The sequence below is a fragment of the Epibacterium ulvae genome (assembly GCF_018678075.1).
Lineage (GTDB): Bacteria > Pseudomonadota > Alphaproteobacteria > Rhodobacterales > Rhodobacteraceae > Epibacterium > Epibacterium ulvae_A.
In genome coordinates this window covers 1-15,742 of record NZ_JAHHIR010000028.1, presented here as the reverse complement: position 1 = coordinate 15,742, position 15,742 = coordinate 1, and the positions used below count along the sequence as shown (strand labels likewise).

13 protein-coding genes and 3 pseudogenes are annotated in these 15,742 nt (G+C 59.2%); 7 read left to right on the top strand and 9 right to left on the bottom strand.

Going from position 1 to position 15,742, the window contains the following annotated elements:
- Positions 1-311: 311 nt before the first annotated feature.
- On the top strand, positions 312-2,132 hold the full coding sequence (locus KMP13_RS07220; RefSeq protein ID WP_215265159.1) for an ABC transporter ATP-binding protein: 1,821 nt from the start codon (positions 312-314) through the stop codon (positions 2,130-2,132).
- A gap of 258 nt (positions 2,133-2,390) precedes the next feature.
- A complete protein-coding gene (locus KMP13_RS07215) occupies positions 2,391-3,554 on the top strand; it encodes a M20 aminoacylase family protein (protein WP_215265157.1) in 1,164 nt (387 codons plus the stop codon).
- 114 nt (positions 3,555-3,668) lie between these two features.
- Here KMP13_RS07215 and KMP13_RS07210 read toward each other — a convergent pair whose 3' ends face one another.
- Genes KMP13_RS07210 through moaA form a run of 3 tightly spaced genes read right to left on the bottom strand, consistent with a single transcriptional unit; the run spans position 3,669 to position 7,059 of the window.
- Positions 3,669-4,727 carry a glycosyltransferase family 4 protein gene (locus KMP13_RS07210; protein ID WP_215265155.1) on the bottom strand — a complete coding sequence of 353 codons (1,059 nt, stop codon included), beginning with the start codon at positions 4,725-4,727 and terminating at the stop codon, positions 3,669-3,671.
- 15 nt (positions 4,728-4,742) lie between these two features.
- A complete protein-coding gene (locus KMP13_RS07205; RefSeq protein ID WP_215265153.1) occupies positions 4,743-6,047 on the bottom strand; it encodes a 3-deoxy-D-manno-octulosonic acid transferase in 1,305 nt (434 codons plus the stop codon).
- A 4-nt stretch (positions 6,048-6,051) separates the two neighbouring features.
- Positions 6,052-7,059, bottom strand: a complete 1,008-nt coding sequence (gene moaA, locus KMP13_RS07200; RefSeq protein ID WP_215265151.1) for a GTP 3',8-cyclase MoaA — start codon at positions 7,057-7,059, stop codon at positions 6,052-6,054.
- Between the two features lie 93 nt (positions 7,060-7,152).
- Between moaA and KMP13_RS07195 the strand changes: the two genes are divergently transcribed.
- Entirely contained in the window at positions 7,153-7,629 is a 477-nt protein-coding gene (locus KMP13_RS07195) for a hypothetical protein (RefSeq protein WP_215265149.1), read from the top strand.
- A 2-nt stretch (positions 7,630-7,631) separates the two neighbouring features.
- Here the strand turns inward: KMP13_RS07195 and KMP13_RS07190 are convergent, their stop codons facing one another.
- The 4 genes from KMP13_RS07190 to glmU are packed head-to-tail and all read right to left on the bottom strand — an operon-like array spanning position 7,632 to position 12,034.
- On the bottom strand, positions 7,632-8,309 hold the full coding sequence (locus KMP13_RS07190) for a DNA alkylation repair protein (RefSeq protein WP_215265147.1): 678 nt from the start codon (positions 8,307-8,309) through the stop codon (positions 7,632-7,634).
- The gene (locus KMP13_RS07185) at positions 8,306-8,851 is read right to left on the bottom strand and encodes a pyridoxamine 5'-phosphate oxidase family protein (RefSeq protein ID WP_215265145.1); all 546 of its coding nucleotides are present in this window, start codon (positions 8,849-8,851) and stop codon (positions 8,306-8,308) included. Before KMP13_RS07185 ends, KMP13_RS07190 begins: the two co-directional genes overlap by 4 nt.
- A gap of 3 nt (positions 8,852-8,854) precedes the next feature.
- Complete coding sequence (glmS, locus tag KMP13_RS07180; RefSeq protein ID WP_215265143.1) at positions 8,855-10,663, bottom strand: glutamine--fructose-6-phosphate transaminase (isomerizing); 1,809 nt, start codon at positions 10,661-10,663, stop codon at positions 8,855-8,857.
- Between the two features lie 18 nt (positions 10,664-10,681).
- A complete protein-coding gene (gene glmU / locus KMP13_RS07175) occupies positions 10,682-12,034 on the bottom strand; it encodes a bifunctional UDP-N-acetylglucosamine diphosphorylase/glucosamine-1-phosphate N-acetyltransferase GlmU (protein ID WP_215265142.1) in 1,353 nt (450 codons plus the stop codon).
- A 130-nt stretch (positions 12,035-12,164) separates the two neighbouring features.
- On the opposite strand from glmU, the gene KMP13_RS07170 reads away from it, so the two are divergent.
- A complete protein-coding gene (locus KMP13_RS07170) occupies positions 12,165-12,842 on the top strand; it encodes an HAD-IA family hydrolase (protein ID WP_215265140.1) in 678 nt (225 codons plus the stop codon).
- Positions 12,843-12,859: 17 nt separating this feature from the next.
- Complete coding sequence (locus KMP13_RS07165) at positions 12,860-14,056, top strand: DegT/DnrJ/EryC1/StrS family aminotransferase (protein WP_215265138.1); 1,197 nt, start codon at positions 12,860-12,862, stop codon at positions 14,054-14,056.
- A 386-nt stretch (positions 14,057-14,442) separates the two neighbouring features.
- On the opposite strand, the pseudogene KMP13_RS20435 reads toward KMP13_RS07165, so the two are convergent.
- A pseudogene (locus KMP13_RS20435) lies at positions 14,443-14,571 on the bottom strand (IS30 family transposase); the annotation flags it as partial.
- Positions 14,572-14,626: 55 nt separating this feature from the next.
- Positions 14,627-14,974 (bottom strand): IS66 family insertion sequence element accessory protein TnpB, encoded by a 348-nt coding sequence (locus KMP13_RS07155; RefSeq protein ID WP_251363722.1) that lies wholly within the window; start codon positions 14,972-14,974, stop codon positions 14,627-14,629.
- 174 nt (positions 14,975-15,148) lie between these two features.
- On the opposite strand from KMP13_RS07155, the pseudogene KMP13_RS07150 reads away from it, so the two are divergent.
- Positions 15,149-15,514 (top strand): annotated as a pseudogene (locus tag KMP13_RS07150) (transposase); the annotation flags it as partial.
- Positions 15,515-15,576: 62 nt separating this feature from the next.
- Positions 15,577-15,742, top strand: a pseudogene (locus KMP13_RS21070) (IS30 family transposase); the annotation flags it as partial.

Sequence of the window (15,742 nt, the reverse complement as noted above, 5' to 3'; positions counted from 1 at the left end):
TGTTTTCCTGCATGTTTCAGCAGAGGTTCCGCCCTGTTTGTTCACGGCTTAACCACGTATCCCCGAATGTTTCGAGGGTGATGACCATTCAATCGACCCAGCGATAGCGTTCTACCAAAAGGCGTATCCGAGTTGCTTAATTGGCGACCACTTGTGATGCCGTGAAGCCATCGAAACATAAGTTAAGGAAAAAGCAACCCATACGCCGCGGAAAATTGACCATTTGGTTTGAAATTGCCAATCAGATTGGCATAGTTGATCCAAAGCGCTTCGAAAAAACAAACCAGAAGCACAGCGCAGGGGAAATATACGTGTTGGATCAACCAATTGCCCGGATCAAAGGGCTGCGAGTCGAATTTCAAACAAAGGATGGCCCGGTGTTGGGCGTCAAGGATGTGTCCTTTGATGTGCAGCCAGGAGAGACGGTTTGTGTGGTTGGCGAATCTGGGTCGGGCAAATCGGTGTCATCGCTGTCACTGATGCGTCTGGTTGAATTCGGAGGTGGTGATATCATCGGCGGCAGCCTCGAATTTGATCGCAAAGACCAAGGGGTAAGCGATCTGGCCAAGGCCGAGCAGTCGATGATGAAACAGATCCGCGGCAATGAAATCGGCATGATTTTCCAGGAGCCGATGACTGCTTTGAACCCGGTGTTCACGGTGGGGCGTCAGCTAACCGAAGGGCTGCGCATCCACAAGGGAATGACCAAGAAGCAGGCAGAGGCCCGCGCGCTGGAACTCTTGACCCAAGTGCGCATCCCCGAGCCTGAGCGGCGCTTGAAACAATATCCGCACGAGCTGTCTGGCGGTATGCGACAGCGGGTGGTGATTGCCATGGCGATGGCCTGTGAGCCGCGTCTGTTGATCGCGGATGAGCCGACAACGGCACTGGATGTAACCATCCAGGCCGAAATTCTGGCGCTGATGGACCGGTTGAAACGCGAAACAGGCACCGCCGTTTTGTTCATCACCCATGACATGGCTGTTGTGGCGCAGATGGCCGACCGTGTGGTTGTCATGTTCCGAGGCAATAAGGTCGAAGAAGGTCCGGTCCAGCAGATCTTTGACGCGCCGAGCCATGATTACACCAAGTCCCTGTTGGCGGCGGTCCCCAAATTGGGGGAGATGGCGGGCACCCAATATCCCGAACCCATGCGTCTGATGGGCGAAGAACAGGTGGAGCTGGAGCCGATCAAAGGCACCGACAAAGTGCTGCTGAACGTGGAAAATCTGGTCACGCGCTTCCCGGTCAAAGGCGGGCTGCTGCGGCGCACCGTCTCCAACGTGCATGCGGTCGAAGATGTCTCCTTCAAAGTGTTCGAAGGGCAGACCCTGTCTTTGGTTGGGGAATCAGGCTGTGGGAAATCCACCGTTGGCCGGTCCTTGCTGCGACTGGTTGATCCGATGTCGGGCAAGGTCGAATTTCAGGGCAAGAATGTGCTGGATTATTCCCCCGGCCAGATGCGCAAGGCGCGTCAAGAATTGCAGATGATTTTTCAGGATCCGTTTGCCTCGCTCAATCCGCAAATGCAGCTGCTGGATCAGGTGGCCGAGCCTTTGCTGAACTACGGGCTGGCCAGCGGATCTGAACTGCAGGACCGGGTGGCCAATCTGTTTGATCGGGTGCATCTGCCGCGCAGCTTTATGCGCCGCTACCCGCATGAAATGTCAGGCGGACAACGCCAGCGGATCGCGATCGCCCGTGCCTTGGCCTTGAATCCGAAACTGATTGTCGCCGATGAAGCGGTCTCGGCGTTGGATGTGTCGGTGCAGGCGCAAGTGTTGAACCTGATGATGGAATTGCAGGCCGAGCTGGGGCTGTCGTTCCTGTTCATCAGCCACGACATGGCAGTGGTCGAACGGGTCAGTCATCAGGTCGGCGTGATGTACTTGGGTCGTCTGGTGGAAATCGGCCCGCGCGAACGCGTCTTTGCCAACCCTCTACACGCCTATACCCAGGCGTTGATGCGTGCGGTGCCGATTGCGGATCCCTCCCGGCGCAAGTCCGAGCGTGAGCTGAATTTCAAACCGATCCCCTCGCCCATCCACGAAATCGGCTTTGCGCCCGAAAAATCGGAATATCTGGAGTTGGAACCGGGTCATTTCGTGCTGACAACGGACTGCGGCTATTGATCAAAATCTGCACTCTGCCCGCTGTTCCCATAGGGAATTGCCGCGCAGGGCTTGCAACGTGTGTTTAGCGAGTTACTTAATCTGATAACTAATTACCCGTACCATACTGTAACCTTGTCGATGGTCTGTGTCACGTTGACCGTATGACCGACAGCAAATAATCGATACAGGTGCCCTATGACCGGGGCCATGCTATTCTAGGATCCATTTTGCCCGCACTGGCGATGGATCTGACCGAACAAACAAAAGGAGGCGACCATGCCCGTCAAGAACCGCTTTGCCGAGCTGCAAGAAGAAATCACCACGTGGCGACGGGATATTCATGAGAACCCCGAGATCCTGTTTGACACCCATCGCACCAGCGCGCTGGTGGCCGACAAGCTAAAAGAGTTCGGCTGTGATGAGATCGTAACCGGCATTGGCCGCACCGGCGTTGTCGGCGTGATCAAAGGCAAAACCGACACCACGGGCAAGGTCATCGGCCTGCGCGCCGATATGGATGCGCTGCCGATTCTGGAGGCGACCGGGCTGGACTACGCCTCGAAAACCCCAGGCGCGATGCATGCCTGTGGCCATGATGGTCACACCGCCATGTTGCTGGGGGCCGCCAAATATTTGGCTGAGACCCGCAATTTCGATGGCACCGCTGTGGTGATTTTCCAACCCGCCGAAGAAGGCGGTGGCGGCGGTAAAGAGATGTGCGACGACGGGATGATGGACCGTTGGAACATCCAGGAAGTTTACGGTATGCACAATTGGCCCGGTGGGCCGGTGGGGGCCTTCTCGATCCGGCCGGGCGCGTTTTTTGCCGCCACAGATCAGTTCGACATCACCTTTGAAGGGCGCGGCGGCCATGCGGCGAAACCGCATGAGACCATCGACACCACAGTGATGGCCGCGCAGGCGGTGATCGCGCTGCAGACGGTTGCGTCGCGCAGTGCGGATCCGGTGGAACAGATCGTCGTCTCGGTCACCTCGTTTGAGACCTCGTCCAAAGCGTTCAATGTGATCCCGCAATCGGTGCAGATCAAAGGCACCGTACGCACCATGGATGCAGGCGTGCGTGATCTGGCGGAAAAACGGATCCAGGAGATCTGCGCCGGCGTTGCCGCGACCTTTGGCGGCACGGCGGATGTGGCTTACATGCGGGGCTATCCGGTGATGGTGAACTCGGACGAGCAGACCGAATTTGCCGCCAAAGTGGCTGCGGATGTATCCGGTAAATGCGAAGATGCACCGCTGGTGATGGGCGGTGAGGATTTTGCCTATATGCTGGAGGAACGTCCGGGCGCCTATATCCTGGTGGGCAATGGCAACACCGCACCGGTGCACCATCCGGAATATAACTTTAGTGACGATGCAATCCCGGCCGGCTGCAGCTGGTGGGCGGAGATTGTTGAGCAGCGCATGCCAGCCGCGTGATCTGATCGGGGCAGGCGGGGCGCTCCCGCCTGTTTACCATCCCGCGCCATGCGCGGGCGGACACAGTTGGGCGTGGCAGGCCCCCATGAATGGGGCCCTGCGGGCGCTCGGGGCTTAGCGGTTCAAAAGATCGCGGTAGATGGCGATAATGGCCGCCGCTTCGCCTTCGAGCCGGAAGTTTTTCACCACATGGGCGCGGCTGTTTTTCGACATTTGCGCCAGACGGTTTGCATCGGACAGACACTCCGCAATGTCTGCGGTGATCTTGTCGATATCTTCAATCTCACACAGGGTGCCGGTCTCACCAGGCACTACCAGTTCCTCAAACGCGCCGACCTTGGTGGCGACGGCGGGTGCGCCGCAGGCCATGGCCTCGAGCGGGGTGAGGCCAAAGCCTTCCCAGCGTTGCGGTGCCACATAGAGATCGAGCGCCTGGAAATGGCGCGGCACGTCTTCGACGGCGACCTCATCGCGAAACAGGATCTGATCTTCAAGCCCTGCGGCAGTGACCTTGTCCTTGAGGTCCTGCAGGAACTCGGCGTTATCTGCCGTGGCGCGACCCATCATCAGGGCGCGCACATCGGGGCGGGTTTTGCAGACCTCGATCATCGCCTGAATAAATAGATCGTTGCCCTTTTGGTGGCGGATGCGACCGAAACAACCCACCAAGAGCCCGTCGGTGGGCAGGTCGAGTGCGGCGCGCAGGGCGGGTTTATCCGCCACCGGCTGGAACAGATCACAGTCCACACCGTGACGGATCACCGTAGCCTCGCGTTCCAGGTAGCTGGCGGATTTGCCTGAGGTGGCAATCACATGGTCCATCCGGCGGATCAGCCAGCGGGTAAAGCCGGTGTGGCGACGTTGCGCGGCCGAGGTGAACAGCAGCCGCAACCGTTTGCCCAGAATATATTTGAGCGCAAGCCCGGCCACCATTTCCACATTGCGCCGCGCATGCCAGACGCGTGCGCCCGAGGGGCCAGAGCGGGACATTGTCACCAGCGATTTTGGAGGCACATTCGGCACATCATCGGGCAACAAAGGCGAGGTGGCGGTGATCGCGATATCGCGGGCTTGAATGGGCACCAGCCGGATCACGGTCGAGGTCACGCCCGAATAGCGTTTCTTGAAACTGGGGGCGATGACGTCAATGTCACGGAAATCAGTGGGGGCCATGCGCGCCTCAACAACCTAAGAATTCAATTGGGATAGCAAAAGATCTGCTGTTTGATCCAATAGGTCAGACTGGTGGGAAATGAAAGTGCGCGCGGCGGTGCGGGCTGCGGAAAGCGTCGCGCCGTCGCGTAGCCATGTGTTGATCTGCGCGGCCAGGGTGGGGGCGTCTGTGATCTCAACCGCCGCACCATTGGCAATCATATCCGCGTAGGTCTCAGAAAAGTTAAAGGTGCCGGGGCCGGTGGCCACCGCGCAGCCGTGATGGGCCGGTTCAAACGGGTTATGGCCGCCGATCTCCCGCAAAGAGCCGCCAAGAAACACCAGCGGGCTGAGCGCGTACCAAGTGCCGGTCTCGCCAATCGTGTCTGCCAGATAGACCTGTGTTTTCTCCGTAGCGCGCGCGTCGCGCGATCGGCGCGCGGAGGTGAGATTGGCGTCTTGCAGCATCTGTTCCACCCTGTCGCCACGTTCCGGGTGGCGCGGGATCAGCAGCAGGCAAAGGTCGGGATATGTGGCCAACAGGCGTTTGTGGGCGGCAATCACGTGCTCTTCTTCGCCGTCATGCGTGGACGAGGCGATCCAGATCGGACGCGTGCCAATGTCGGATTGAACCTGTGCCAACAGATCTGTGTCGACCTGCGGCGGGGCTGCCAACGCTTTGAGGTTGCTGCCGGGGCGAATGCGATCTGCGGGCGCGCCGATGCTGCGCAGATTGTCGGCTGTCTTTTGGTTCTGGGTGATGAACTGAGAAAACTGTGCCAGCAAAAACGCGGCGGTGTCGCGGCGTTTCTGCCAGTTGGCGACAGATTTCGCCGACAGACGCGCGTTCAACAGCACCAATGGACAGCCGGAGGCGCGGGCTTTGACAATCAGGTTTGGCCACAGCTCGCTTTCGACCAGAACTGCAAGATCAGGTTTCCAGTGGTGCAGAAAACGGCGGACATAGGTGGGGTGATCCAGCGGTGGGAACTGGTGGCGACAGCGCGGCGGCATGCGTTTTTCGATCAACTCAGCCGAGGTGGGCGTGCCCGAGGTGATCAGGAATTCCAGCGTTGCATCCATCTCTCCCAATCGGTTGATCAAGGTCAGGATCGACAGGCTTTCCCCGACCGAGGCCGCATGGAACCAGATCAGTCGCCCATTGGGGCGCGGTTGCGAGGCCTGGCCTTTGCGCTCGCCCACGCGTGTTTCGGGCAGGCCATAGGCGCGCAGTTTGGCAGCGACTTTGCGAAAGGCCACCGGAGCCAGAACGCGGGTCGCAAGCCCATAGGCCGCAAAAAGCGGTGTCGCCTTGGGGGCGGGTCGTTGTGTGGGGGACATGGGGCTAGCCGCCGGTGTGGCTCATATGGCGTGTCATTTGACCGTCCACCTTTTGGCGGGAATAGTCAAAATCATGGCCTTTGGGTTTGAGGTTGATCGCGGCGCGAATGGCTGCTTCGAGCGGCGCGGTGCTGGTCTCATCCGCACGCAGTGCTGCACGCAGATCGGCCATATCTTCCTGGCCGAGGCACATATACAGCTGCCCGGTGCAGGTCAGACGCACCCGGTTGCAGCTTTCGCAGAAGTTATGCGACAGCGGCGTAATAAAGCCGATTTTCTGGCCGGTCTCTTCGAGCCGCACATACCGGGCAGGCCCGCCGGTGCGTTCCGCCAGATCGGTGACAGTGTAGTGGTCGTCATAGGCGCGGCGCACCTCTTTGAGGGACCAATATTGGCCAATCCGGTCGTAATCCCCCATGTCGCCCATGGGCATCACTTCGATCCAGGTCAGATCCATACCGCGCTTGCCGCACCATTCGGTGATGGTGGCCAGCTCGGGCTCGTTGAACCCTTTGAGGGCGACGGCGTTGATCTTAACCTTCAGACCCACATCAAGGGCGGCGTCGATCCCTTCGAGCACCTGTTGCAGGCGCCCCCAGCGGGTGACGGCTTTGAACTTGTCCTCATCCAGAGTATCGAGCGAGACATTGACCCGGCGCACGCCCGCGTCCCACAGATCCTGAGCATACTTCGCCAGCTGCGATCCATTGGTGGTCAGCGTCAATTCCTTGAGCGCGCCGCTGTCGAGGTGACGTCCCATATTGCGGAAGAACTGGATGATGTCGCGGCGCACCAAAGGCTCGCCACCGGTGATGCGCAGCTTCTCAACCCCCATGCCGATGAAGGTGGTGCACATGCGGTCCAGCTCCTCCAACGTCAACAGATCCCGCTTGGGCAGGAAGGTCATGTTCTCGGACATGCAATAGACGCAGCGAAAATCGCAGCGGTCTGTGACGGAGACGCGCAAATAAGTGATGGCGCGCGCGAAAGGGTCAATTAACGGAGCTGTCATAGGGAAACAGGTAAAGCGCATTCCCCCTTCCGACAAGGGCAGCGATACGGTTAATGTTGGAAAAATAGTCACACCATAATTTGAGGTACGGGTATGAGAGTTCTGATTTTGGCCACCGCGATGGCTGCATTGTGTTCGGGATGTAATGGGGTGGCGTGGAATTCTGACATTCTGAACGGGGTCACAGGCGGGCGTATTTTCGACCGCCCATCAGACCCTGCGCCGCAAGTCGATGCCTCCGGCGCGCCGCTGGATGCCACAGGCGGTGTGGTGGTCCAGGAGGAGCCAGCCGCGCAGACACCATCGGTGCCACAGCAAGGGGCCGTGGGTGTTGGGGGCAGCACCGTGGCCAGCCTTGGCGACCCCGGCGTGCCAGGTCTGTGGTTGGAGACACCTTTGGTCAGCCAGGCCGGATCGGGCCGGGTGCGCACCGCCAATGGGTCATCGCTGGTGCTTACATTAAAACCGTTGGATGGCGCAGGCGGCAGCCTCCTGTCCATTGACGCGATGCGCGCCCTTGGAGTGCCCTTGACCGAGCTGGTGGAACTGTCGGTTCAGCCCTTGGGCTAGGCTTATTTCAGGTATTTCGCCGCTTCTTTCTGGGCGAACGGCTTCATGGCGGGCCCGTGTTCCGCCAGAAAGGCACGGGTCATATCCGGCGCATGTTTGCTAAGATCGCGCAGCCACCAGGCGATGGCTTTCTGGATGAACCATGCGCGATCCGGCACATACGTTGCGGCCCAGCCCAGGATGCGCAGGCGAATGTCATCATCGGCGGGTTTGGGATTGGGCAGTTTGCTCCAAGGCAGGGTGGCCACCAGCGCGGCGCGGCGGGTCCACAGATGGTCTGACGTGGTCCAGCACTCCACCTCATCCAGCCGGATCGGCGCGGCGGTCAACCGTTTGCCAAGGGCACCGCAGGCGTGATCGGCAATCGCCCAACTGTCAAAATCCGGCACCCACGAGACCAGTAAATCCCAAACGTCGGCGTCGTCCTTGATCCGGGATTGGGTCAGGAGTTTGCCTGCGGCGATGCGCGCCTCAAAGATATCGCTTTGCCACAGAGCATCCGCCAGCGCGACGCGTTCTGGTACCGTGAGCGACTGACGCCAGCCCTTGGTCAGATCATTGATCGCGCCGTTGGGCACGCCCAGAATCACGCGGCTCTGTTTGTGATAGGCGGCTTTTTGCGCGGCGCGGCCGGGTTCGATCTGAGAGTTTAACGCGGCCAGCGCGTCGTCGAGGGTCATTCTTCGACAATCCCGGTCTCAAATCCATCGATGGTAGTGCGGTTGCGGGTGTCCCAGTATTCGGCGATACCATCAGCACCTTTGTTCGTGGCCCAATCGCGCAGCACCGGACGCTCTTCTTGGTATTCCATAAACGGTACCGCATAGCCGCAAGACGATTGTACCATATCGACCTGCATATCGTAAATCTGGCGCGCGCCGGGCAGATCGGGCAGCTGGGACGCGAGCGTCTGCCAATCCGTGTCGCGGGTATGCACAGTGCGAGCGGTGCCATAGGCGCGCAGGATCTCCGGGCGGGTGGTGAAGGAACACCACATGATGGTCATCCGATCCGATTGTTTAAGATGACCTGCTGTTTCATTGCCCGACCCTGTAACATTCAGCCAGATCAGCCGGTTCGCCCCCAGAATGCGCAAGGAGTCCATCCCTTTGGGCGACAGGTTCACCCGCCCCTCAGGCGCAGCCGTCGCAACAAAGAAAACCTGCTGCTCGGCCACCATCTTGCGGTGGCTGTCCTCAAAGGCGTCGAATTGCTTGGCCATGGGTCATTCCACCGTTACAGATTTGGCGAGGTTGCGGGGCTGGTCCACATCGGTGCCTTTGGCAACTGCGGTGAAATAGGCGATCTGCTGGGCGGGGATGGCGTAAAGCACCGGTGCCAGCACATCCGGCAGCGCGGGCATGATGATCGTCTCGCTTACGCCGTCGCTGGCCACACGCGCGCCTTCGGCGTCGGTGACAAGAATGACCTTGCCGCCGCGCGCCATGACTTCCTGCATGTTCGATACGGTCTTTTCAAACAGCGCATCGCGCGGGGCTAGAACCACCACCGGCACGGTTTCGTCGATCAAGGCGATGGGCCCGTGTTTCAGCTCTCCGCTGGCGTAGCCTTCGGCATGGATATAGCTGAGCTCTTTCAGCTTCAGCGCGCCTTCCAGCGCAATCGGGTACAGCGCGCCGCGCCCCAAAAAGATCACGTCGCGGGCGCTGGCCAGATCCCGCGCCACGGCCTGGATGTTGTTTTCCGCAGCAATCGCCTGATGCACCAGACCGGGCAGGGCGCGGATATCGTCCAGCACATTGTCCGGCAGGCTCTGACCGCGTACCTCGGCCGCTTTGAGCGCCATCAGCAACAACACCGTCAGCTGGCAGGTAAAGGCTTTGGTTGACGCAACGCTGATCTCAGGCCCGGCCTTGATCGGCAGCACCACATCGCTTTCGCGCGCGATGGAGCTTTCGGGGACATTGACCAGCCCGACGATCTGTTTTGCTTTTCCGTCGGTATAGCGCAGCGCGGCAAGGGTATCTGCGGTCTCACCGGATTGGCTGACAAACAGCGCCAGCGTGTCGGGGCTGATGGGCGGTTCGCGGTAGCGGAACTCGGACGCGACATCGACCTCAACCGGCATGCGGGCGATCTGTTCGAACCAGTATTTCGCTACCAGACAGGAATAATAACCGGTACCACAGGCGACCAGCGTCAGCCGTTCGACCTGGGTAAAGTCGAGGTTTTCGGGCAGGGTGATCGTATTGTCCTGTCCCAGATATTCCACCAATGCGCGGTCTATGGCGGTGGGCTGTTCGGCGATTTCCTTGGCCATGAAATGCTTGTGGCCGTCTTTTTCGATCCGGGCCATATCCAGCTGGATCTGACGCTTTTCGCGATTGGCGAGCGTGCCATTGCGATCCTGGATCTCAATCGAGTTACGGGTGAGGACGGCAAAATCGCCCTCTTCCAGATAGGTCACCTGATCGGTGAAAGGCGCCAGCGCGATGGCGTCAGAGCCGACAAACATCTCACCCACGCCATGCCCGATGGCCAGGGGCGAACCTTGGCGGGCGGCAATCATCAGATCCTGTTCGCCGTCAAACAGAAAGGCCAGCGCAAAAGCACCGTGCAGACGTTTGATCGTCTCAGCCGCAGCGGCAACAGGTGTTAGCCCGTCGCGCAGATAGCTTTCGGTCAAAAGTGCGACGGTTTCGGTGTCGGTCTCGGTGGTGAAGGCAAGGCCCTTGGCGGTCAGCTCTGCGCGCAGCTCTTTGTAGTTTTCGATGATGCCGTTGTGGACCACGGCGACACTGCCGGCGCGGTGGGGGTGGGCATTGTCCACCGTCGGTGCACCATGGGTAGCCCAACGGGTGTGGCCGATGCCGGATTTACCCGCCAGCGGGTCATGCACCAAAACATCCGACAGGTTGACCAGCTTGCCCACCGCGCGGCGACGTCCCAGCGTGCCACCATTCACAGTGGCGATACCTGCGCTGTCGTAACCCCGGTATTCCAGGCGTTTCAGCCCTTCGACCAGGATCGGAGCGGCTTCGTGATTGCCCAATACGCCAATAATTCCGCACATGGTTCTGCTCCCTTTGGGTTAGCTTTTGCTGGTCAGGCGGGCCTTTTTGGCGCGCAGCATGTCCATCAGTTTACGGGCGCGACCGGCTTTGTTGGTCTGGGCCGCGCGTGCAATGGCCAGATCGCCATCCCCGACATCTTTGGTCACGACGGCACCGGTGGCGGTCATCGCTTCATTGCCGATTTTGACCGGGGCCACCAGCATGGTGTTCGATCCGATAAAGGCACCGGCGCCAATTTCGGTGCGATGTTTCATGAAGCCATCATAGTTGCAGGTGATGGTGCCCGCGCCGATGTTGGTTTTCTTGCCCACCGAGGCATCGCCAATATAGCTGAGGTGGTTGACCTTGGCACCTTCGGCGATCTCAGCGTTCTTGATCTCAACAAAGTTGCCGACATGAGTGTCCTCGGCCAATTCGGCACCGGGGCGCAGGCGGGCATAAGGCCCCACTTTGGCACCACGGCTGACATGGCAGCCTTCAAGATGGGAAAAGGCCCGGATCAACGCGCCGCTTTCAACGGTTACACCGGGGCCAAAGACCACATTGGGTTCAATCACCGTGTCACGACCAACGTAAGTACCGAGCGACAGATAGACGGTTTCGGGGGCCATCAGGGTGACGCCCAGATCCATCAGCTCGGCACGTGCCTTGGCCTGAAATACCGCATCGGCCTGGGCCAGATCCGCGCGGGAGTTGATGCCCAGCGTTTCAGCCTCGTCACAGGATACGGCGGTGACGGTCAGGTCAGCGTCGCGCGCAATTTCCACCAGATCGGTCAGGTAGTATTCCCCGGCGGCATTCTGGTTGCTGACCTTATCCAGCAGGGCAAACATCTGCGCCGCATTGCAGGCCATAAGGCCCGAGTTACAGAATGTTATCGCGCGTTCCTCATCAGAGGCGTCTTTGAATTCGACGATTTTTTCCAGACTGTCACCGTCCATCACCAAACGGCCATAGCGCGCAGGGTCTGCGGCCTCAAACCCCAGGATCACCAAATCAGCGCGGCTGCGGGCCTCTACCATGCGTTCGATGGTCTCTGCAGACACAAATGGCGTGTCGCCATAAAGAACCACCGCATCGCCGTCAAAACCCTCCAGCGCGGCGCGCGCCTGTTGTACCGCGTGGCCGGTGCCCAGCTGCTCTTCTTGCAGAACAACTTGTGCGACCTCGTCAATCTCGGCCACCGCACTGCGCACCAGGTCTGCGCCGTGCCCTGCGACCACAATTGTGCGTTCGGGCGCGAGGGCTTGACCGGCGGCCATCGCATGTTCCAGCATGGGCGCCTGGGCAATCGGATGCAGCACTTTTGGCAGGTCTGAGTTCATCCGGGTGCCTTTGCCTGCGGCAAGGATGATAAGGGCGGTGCTCATACGCGATTTCTCTTTGTGTTTTGGTTTCGACCGTTTTATCCGCTGGAGGACAGGGTGCAAGCGTTTGCGCCATCAAACAAAGTTGCGTCCTGCAACATCCAATGGCGGGAATACGCCGAAAGGGGCAGAAATGCGAACAGTGATTTTTGATCTGGACGGCACGCTGGCGGATACGTCGGGGGATCTGCTGGCGGCAGCGAACCAGTGTTTTCGCCAGATGGGCCACGGTGATGTGCTGACCCACCCCGAGGATGCAGGCGTGGCCCTGCGTGGCGGACGGCGGATGCTGACCGTTGGGCTTGAACGTGTCGGGGCTTTTTCTCCGACGGTGGTGGATGAGTTTTATCCGGTGCTGCTGGAGGCCTATCGCGGTGCAATTGCCACCCATACGGTGCTTTATCCCGGTGTCTTGGGCGCGATCGAAGAGTTGAAGATGCGCGGTTATGGCATTGGGATCTGTACCAATAAACCGGAAGCTCTGGCGGAACAGTTGCTGGAGGCGCTGGGCGTGCGTGGTGTGTTTGGCTCGCTTGTGGGGGCGGACACATTGCCGGTGCGCAAACCCGATCCCGCACCGTTGATCGAGGCGGTGCACCGAGTCGACGGCGACCCTACCCAATGTGTGTTGATTGGCGATAGCGACACAGACCGTAATACTGCGGCCAATGCGGGCGTGCCTTCGATCCTGGTTGAATTTGGCCCATCGGGGGCCGATATGGCAGCTTTGAAGCCGGAAGGATTGATCGCCCATTTTGACGAGCTGCCGGCGCGGGTGGATCAAGTCATGGCCGCCCATCTGGACGCGTGAAACAAAGGAAAGACGTGATGAGCGAAAAGTTCACCGGCAATTTCACCCAGCAAGAACCTATCCCCGAAGAGGCGATCGAGGCGGCTGTGGCTGTGATGCGCAGCGGGCGTCTGCACCGCTATAACGTGGCTGAAGGTGAGCTGGGAGAGGCCGCGCTGCTGGAGCAAGAGTTCGCAGCGCAGATGGGGTCGAAATACGCGCTGGCGGTGGCTTCTGGCGGATATGCGCTGGCAACTGCCCTGCGCGCGGTTGGCGTGAAACCCGGCGATCGCGTGCTGACCAATGCTTTCACCCTGGCGCCTGTACCGGGTGCCATTGCTTCGGTCGGGGGGACGCCTGTTTTTGTCGATGTGAACGAAGCGCTGACCATCGATCTGGAGGATCTGGCGGCCAAGCTTGATCAAGCCAAAGTGCTGATGTTGTCACATATGCGTGGGCATCTTTGTGACATGGATCGCTTGATGGAGATGTGCGATGCGGCGGGCGTCACGGTGATCGAGGACTGCGCCCACACGATGGCTGCGCGCTGGAACGGAGTTCTGTCCGGGCGGCAGGGGGCCATCGGGTGCTACAGCTGCCAGACCTATAAACATGTGAACTCCGGCGAAGGCGGCTTGATTGTCACCGATGATGAAGACCTCGCCGCGCGGATGGTGATGCTGTCTGGGTCTTATATGCTTTATGAACGTCACCTGGCAGCGCCTGCGCCCGAGGTGTTTGAACGGGTGAAATATGTGACGCCCAATATCTCTGGCCGGATGGACAATCTCCGCGCTGCCGTTTTGCGCCCGCAGTTGCGTGATCTGGAACAGCAGGTGGTGCGTTGGAACGCACGCTATCAGTCGCTGGAAGACGGCTTGCGCGATATTCCCGGACTGACGGTGGTGGAACGGCCTGAGGCAGAGACCTATGTGGGCTCCTCTATCCAGTTCCTGCTGCTGGATTGGAGCGAGGCTCGGGTGCAAGAGGTGCTGGCGCGTTGTGCGGACCGGGGGGTTGAGCTGAAATGGTTCGGCGTGCCAGAGCCCACGGCCTTTACCTCGCGCTATGACAGCTGGCGCTATGCGGATGTGCCGCAATTGCCAAAAAGCGATCGGATCCTGCGTGGGATTATTGATATGCGGGTGCCGCTGACCTTTGATCTGGAGGATTGCGCGCAGATCGCACGGATCATCCGTGCCGAAGTTGGCGTGGTGTACCAATCCGCACTCTGATCCAAACATCGGTCTGATCTGACCTAAATGGTGCGGGACATGCGTCCCGCGCAAGTTTTGCGCTGCGCTTTCGCGCATCGCGGTAGGCAGGCCGCGCCAAAGGCGCGGCCCGCCTGGCCCAAGGGGAGGGCGTTGCATTTTAATGCAGCCCCGACGCGCGGGAGTGCTCCGATTTGTTTGAGTGTCTCTCCACTATTCGCCCGTGACGATTGACCAGTGACACCTGGTGTTATGGGACACTTAGCATTGCAGTAACCGGAAGACCCGGGGTGAAGCGGAGAGATCTCGGATGGGCTATATAAATAAGGCCTCAGAGGCGCAGTAAATGCGCCCAGGTTATTTCACGTGGTTGTCCTTTAGTGTGAGCGATACTTGAACTGCGACTCCTATTCCTTTCGAGGGTAGAGGGATCGTCCCATCTCTTCCATCATCTTTTCGCGGAAGACCTCTGCTGGTGTCTTCCATCCGAGGCATTTTCGGGGCGTGTTGTCGGGCCGGTCGCAGATCTGCTTCAGCGTCTGTTCCGCCTGGGCTGCCAGCGTCGTGACCCCGCGCCGCATGTCGGTCACACTAGCCGCAAGCCAGACCCGCGTGTTCGCCGGAACAGGGATCATGTAGACAGACCTCGGATGAGCTGGCCAATGCTTTTGGATCATAGCTGCCGACAATCCTCAGCTGGTGACCGCCTGCGGTATCGATCTCAATCGCGTTTTGGCCGAATGCGGCATTGACCGCTAGAATGGCGGTCGGTTCTTCGGTCACAGGCCGGTCAACGATCTCTACTGGAAGGAAGCTAGGCTCAGGGGCAATCTGTTCTTCAACGGTCTTCAGATAGGGCGCAAATTTTGGATCACGCAACCACTTGTGGATCAGATTGGTGTTCATCCCATACCGACGTGCAACTTGCGCGATTGACACTCCGACGCGCATGTCTGTAAGCAGATCGAAACCTTTTCCTCATCCGATCAAAACCGCTTCTTCTGACGCTTCTTGCCCGCCATATCCGTCCTCAAGATATCCACTATCAATGGTGGACACTTATCAACACACTCAATAGCGCGTCAGTGCAGCAAGGCCGGACGCTTACACCGGGATGCAGAGAATGATCAATACATCTGTCCCGAGGGTCACGCGCTCAAACAGTTCCGGCGGAATTATTCGGATCCGAACCGGGGTCCGACGTGCAAGGGCCGCGCGAAGTATCGTGCTCTGAAGCTGATCTGCCAGGTTTGCCCATCCCAGCCAAACTGCTGCCCCAATGCCAACGCCAAGTCTATCACCCGTGAAGAACACGAAGATGTCCGCCAAGTTGCCGGGGATTTGGCCAAAACCGAAGAATACCAGATCGCGATGAAACTCCGAAAGAAGGTTGAAATGCTCTTCGCCCATCTGAAGCACATTCTTGACCTTGGCCGGCTGCGATTACGTGGCCCATGCGGTGCAAATGACGAATTTATCCGGGGTGGCCTCAACTGGTCGACGCAACACTTTGCTCCTTAGGAAGAGATGGAGTGTTTTGAATGAAGTATCGTACCAGGATTTACTATTCGGCTGAACAGCGGGCTGAGATATGGGACAGGTGGCAGCGTGGGGAGTCGATGAGGTCGATTGGGCGTGTCTTTGATCGTCAGTCGTCTTCGGTATTTTCCGTGATCTCCCCTACTGGCGGGATACGTCCACCGGACC

Coding starts and splice junctions, on each gene's coding strand:
- KMP13_RS07210 (WP_215265155.1), bottom strand. CDS start 4,727: ATGGCCCCCACTGATTTCCGTGACATTGACGTCATCGCCCCCAGTTTC.
- KMP13_RS07190 (WP_215265147.1), bottom strand. CDS start 8,309: ATGACCCTCGACGACGCGCTGGCCGCGTTAAACTCTCAGATCGAACCC.
- KMP13_RS07170 (WP_215265140.1), top strand. CDS start 12,165: ATGCGAACAGTGATTTTTGATCTGGACGGCACGCTGGCGGATACGTCG.
- KMP13_RS07165 (WP_215265138.1), top strand. CDS start 12,860: ATGAGCGAAAAGTTCACCGGCAATTTCACCCAGCAAGAACCTATCCCC.
- moaA (WP_215265151.1), bottom strand. CDS start 7,059: ATGACAGCTCCGTTAATTGACCCTTTCGCGCGCGCCATCACTTATTTG.
- KMP13_RS07185 (WP_215265145.1), bottom strand. CDS start 8,851: ATGGCCAAGCAATTCGACGCCTTTGAGGACAGCCACCGCAAGATGGTG.
- KMP13_RS07205 (WP_215265153.1), bottom strand. CDS start 6,047: ATGTCCCCCACACAACGACCCGCCCCCAAGGCGACACCGCTTTTTGCG.
- KMP13_RS07215 (WP_215265157.1), top strand. CDS start 2,391: ATGCCCGTCAAGAACCGCTTTGCCGAGCTGCAAGAAGAAATCACCACG.
- glmU (WP_215265142.1), bottom strand. CDS start 12,034: ATGAGCACCGCCCTTATCATCCTTGCCGCAGGCAAAGGCACCCGGATG.
- glmS (WP_215265143.1), bottom strand. CDS start 10,663: ATGTGCGGAATTATTGGCGTATTGGGCAATCACGAAGCCGCTCCGATC.
- KMP13_RS07195 (WP_215265149.1), top strand. CDS start 7,153: ATGAGAGTTCTGATTTTGGCCACCGCGATGGCTGCATTGTGTTCGGGA.